Here is a 3,918-nt window from a genome sequence, read left to right as displayed (position 1 = left end):
ATACGATGCCGATGATGATCACGATCACGCGGGCGATCTGCTTGGCGCGACCGTCCATCGGCAGCATGTTGATGAGATAAAGCACGAGAATGACGACGAGGAAGGTGACGAGTACGCCGACCAGCATTGAGTCCCCCCTTTAGGCAGGTTGATCCAGTATTATCAACGCGCCGCTCCAATGCAGGTTCCATACATGCAACCTGCTGCAAAATCTAGAAATTTCCTTGCCTGAAGCAGAGAATGTGCCGTCTGCGGTCGTGACTCGATCGGAAGGGCGCGCTCGTCTACGCTGTCGGCCGCGACCCTCTCGAAATGTTCATCCTACTCCTTCGCCACCACAGGGACCTGGCGGAATCTGGCGCGCACCGAATCCGGCAACGGCGAGAAATTCATCGCGACGCCGCGGCGGTCGTTGGCATTGCGGCTGGCAACCACAAGGCCATTGGCGCCGGCGACGATGTCGCCCTTGCGCAAGGTCGGATCCTCCTCGGCCTTGACGGATGCGAGCCCGACCGGGTCTTTGCCGTTGCAGGTGCAGCCGGAGACCATCTCGGTGCGATAACGAAACGCGTTCGGCAGGTCGGAATACGACTTTCCGTTCGCGGTCGTGGCATCGTCGATGTTGCCGCCATAGACCAGCGAGGTTTCCGAAGCCGGACAGAAGCTCTTGCAGGATTGCGCCTTGCTTTCGGCGTCGTTGCCTTGTGCAGGGAAATAGCGGCCGTCGCAGCTGCGCACGCAATAGGCGGTACCGCCTCCGTAGGACGCACGCTGGCGCGGTACCTCGTAGCGCTCGTCGGTTGGGAAAGGCATACGGATCTCCGGCGGCGGACGCATTCGGAATCCGCCGAACAGCCCCGAGAAGAAATCCTGCGCATGCGCCGACGGCGCCACCGTCATCCCGGTGGAAGCAACGACCAAAGCCACCGTTGCGCCAGCCAGTTTACCAATCAGCCGTCTCGCCATAGGACCCCGCACAGTCTCAGTTCACAGCCGACGTGGTGATGTTCAGCGCTTGCCGACCCGATGGCAGCGTCGTCACGGCCTGGCGTTTGCGCACGGCATCGCCGCCCCTCGCCATCAACGGCGCGTTCTTCGGCAGCACTACGACCTTCGCGCCGACATTGACACGGCTGAACAGGTCGGTGACGTCCTCGTTGGTCATGCGAATGCAGCCGGACGAGACGAACTTGCCGATAGTGGAGGGATCGTTCGTGCCGTGGATGCGGTACTGGCTCGAGCCGAGATACATCGCGCGCGCACCGAGCGGATTGCCGGGTCCGCCGGCGACGAAGCGCGGCAGATAAGGCTGGCGCGCGATCATCTCCGCCGGCGGACGCCAGTCCGGCCATTCGGCCTTGCGGCTGACGCTCTGAACGCCCGACCACGTAAAGCCTTCGCGCCCGACGCCGACGCCGTAGCGGATCGCGCGGCCGTTGCCGAGCACATAATACAGATAGGTATTGTTGGTATCGATGACGATGGTGCCGGCCGGCTCGCTTCTGTCGAAGCTGACGATCTGCTTGCGCAGACGGTCGGACAACTGGGCATCCTCGTCGGCGGCCTGCGGAGCCTCGTTGAGGTCGTCCTGAGAATAGTCTTGGTCCTGCGCGTATAGCGGAGACTGCGTCGGCAGGTAGCCGAGGGTCTGCGCGCTGGCGCTCCCGAAGGATAGCGCGAGGAGGGCGGTGGTGAAGGCAAACGTGGTTACTGCGCGCGGAGAGACGCTGCGACGGACTGCTGAGAACGTTGTCATGTGCTGCCCCGTGATCTGTGCATCAGGGTGATGCGCTGGCCAACAAACTCCGCCGACGGCATCCGAGTTCCGGGGCGCCATGCGGCGGCGAGGTCACAGTCAAGAGAGGGGCTCTTCACGAAGCCGCGATGGAACCGCCGGCTCGCTGATACGTTCTCCCTTTCATAATGGGCGCGCGGATGGTGGCTTCCGGGCGGGAGAGATATCGTGCGCGTCCTTCCGAGTGAACGTCTGATTTCCGGCAACAGTGAAGGCGAGCCGCTTCCTGAAGGCCGTCAGGAGCTGCCGCCGTTGATCCGGCGCACCGAGTTCACCGCCTTCGCGCTCGCAGGCTTGCTCCTGATCGCCATCGCCGCCGTGCTTTATCTCGGGAGGGCATTCTTCCTCCCGGTGGTGATGGCGTTCGTCATCGGCACCATGCTGTCGCCCGCGGCGAGCTTCCTCGAGCGTTGGAGGGTGCCCCGTTCGGTCGCCGCCGTGCTGATCGTGGTCGCGGGAACCGCGGTGGTCGCCTTCGTCGTTGCGTTGATTGCTTCCCCGGTCATGGAATGGAGCACGCACCTGCCGGAGCTCGGCGCGCAGCTGAAGGCCAAGCTGCACGTGTTCGACCGTCCGCTTGCGCTGTGGCGGGAGATGCAAGCCATGCTCGGCGGATCGGAAGGATTGCCGAGCCTTCAGATGCCGAAGATCGAGTGGGTGCAGCCGACGCTGGAATTCCTGTCACCGACGTTTACCGAATTCGTGCTGTTCTTCGTCACCCTGATCCTGTTCATCGCGAGCTGGCGCGACCTGCGGCGGGCCATGATCATGACCTTCAGTGATCATGACGCGCGGCTGCGCACGCTCCGGATCCTGAACGAGATCGAGGTGCATCTCGGCAACTATCTGCTGACCGTCACGCTCATCAATGTCGGTGTCGGTGTTGGCACCGGCCTGATCTGCGCGCTCACTGGCATGCCCAATCCGGCCGGGCTGGGCGCACTGGCGGCAACGCTCAACTTCATCCCGATCATCGGCCCCGTGGCGATGTTCGCGGTCCTGGTCGTGGTGGGACTGATCGCATTTCCAACCATCGGCGGCGGCCTGATGGCCGCGCTCGCCTTTAGCGGCCTCACCTTTGTGGAAGGACATTTCCTCACGCCGATGATCATCGGGCGACGTCTGGCGCTGAATGCGCTCGCCGTGCTGCTTGCGCTGGCGTTCTGGACCTGGTTGTGGGGACCGATGGGCGCGTTTCTGTCGTCGCCACTCCTGATCGTCGCCCTGATCCTGAAGGAGCATCTCTTGCCGAACAATTCGCCGCAGCTCCCGCAAGCCTGATCAGGTTTCACCAAAGGGAACTTACCGGGCGGCGAGACGTTCTCCGCCCATCTCAGCCTTGAACAGCTCGGAGTTTCCGATGTCCACGACCAATGCCGAAGCCGGGATGAGAGACTGGACCGACAAAGCCACCCGAGACCGCCTCGAGAAGGATGTAGCAGCCGTGAAAAGCGATATCGCCGCCCTCACCGACCAGATCACCGATGCGATCAATACCTTTGCCAATTCCACCAGCAAGCAGGCCCGCCGCGGCTATCGGCAGGCCCGGGAAAACGTGGATTCCGCGATGGACGACATGAGTGAGCGCAGCAGCGCGATGATGGAAGCTGCGCACGACGCCTACGGCTCGATCGAGGAAACGCTGGAAGAGGCGATCACGCAGCGACCGCTCGCGACCGTCGGACTGGCGCTCGGCATCGGCTTTCTGATCGGCGCCGCCTGGCGCCGGTAAGATCGCCAACGCTATCGAGGTCGTGTCGGCGGCGGGTCGCCGCTGCCGGCCCGTGACCGTGCGGCTCGCCGTGATCGAGGAGTAAGGCCATGTTTCAGCGCATCATCGACGGGATCAGTGCATCCACCGGCACGACGATCCGGCTGACCTCCCTTGCCGCCGGCGCAGCCTTCGCGCTGTTGGTGACGACGGGCTTCCTTTGTGCCGCCGCCTTCATCTCGGTCCTGCAGAAATATGGCCCGGTGCAGGCCTGTCTTGCCGGCGCCGGCATCTTCTTCCTGCTGACGCTGACCGCGGCAGGCTCCTATTGGGGCTACAAGCGCCAGGTGCAGACGCGCGCCCGGATCGCGGCCGAGCGCGCGGCCAAGTCGGCCGCGCAGAGCGTGATTGC

At 63.6% G+C, this 3,918-nt stretch carries 6 protein-coding genes; 3 read left to right on the top strand and 3 right to left on the bottom strand.

The window, feature by feature from the left end; genetic code table 11:
• From JHD07_RS39865 to JHD07_RS25200, 3 genes are all read right to left on the bottom strand, one after another.
• A partial coding sequence (locus tag JHD07_RS39865) for a Thivi_2564 family membrane protein (protein ID WP_366865164.1) occupies positions 1 to 127 on the bottom strand: 127 nt, incomplete at its 3' end.
• Positions 128 to 321: 194 nt separating this feature from the next.
• Positions 322 to 966 (bottom strand): DUF2865 domain-containing protein, encoded by a 645-nt coding sequence (locus JHD07_RS25205; protein ID WP_291626958.1) that lies wholly within the window; start codon positions 964 to 966, stop codon positions 322 to 324.
• 16 nt (positions 967 to 982) lie between these two features.
• Positions 983 to 1,756, bottom strand: coding sequence for a L,D-transpeptidase (locus tag JHD07_RS25200; protein WP_291626956.1), 774 nt, complete (start codon positions 1,754 to 1,756; stop codon positions 983 to 985).
• A gap of 207 nt (positions 1,757 to 1,963) precedes the next feature.
• On the opposite strand from JHD07_RS25200, the gene JHD07_RS25195 reads away from it, so the two are divergent.
• From JHD07_RS25195 to JHD07_RS25185, 3 genes are all read left to right on the top strand, one after another.
• Positions 1,964 to 3,076 (top strand): AI-2E family transporter, encoded by a 1,113-nt coding sequence (locus JHD07_RS25195; protein WP_291626954.1) that lies wholly within the window; start codon positions 1,964 to 1,966, stop codon positions 3,074 to 3,076.
• Between the two features lie 79 nt (positions 3,077 to 3,155).
• On the top strand, positions 3,156 to 3,527 hold the full coding sequence (locus JHD07_RS25190; protein ID WP_291626952.1) for a DUF883 family protein: 372 nt from the start codon (positions 3,156 to 3,158) through the stop codon (positions 3,525 to 3,527).
• Positions 3,528 to 3,616: 89 nt separating this feature from the next.
• The coding region (locus tag JHD07_RS25185) for a hypothetical protein (protein ID WP_291626950.1) at positions 3,617 to 3,918 on the top strand (302 nt) is incomplete at its 3' end.

The organism is Bradyrhizobium sp. (assembly GCF_016462955.1).
In the GTDB taxonomy this organism is placed as follows: domain Bacteria; phylum Pseudomonadota; class Alphaproteobacteria; order Rhizobiales; family Xanthobacteraceae; genus Bradyrhizobium.
Note: the sequence above shows the minus strand (reverse complement) of the source record. Positions and strands in the feature narration are given on the sequence as shown.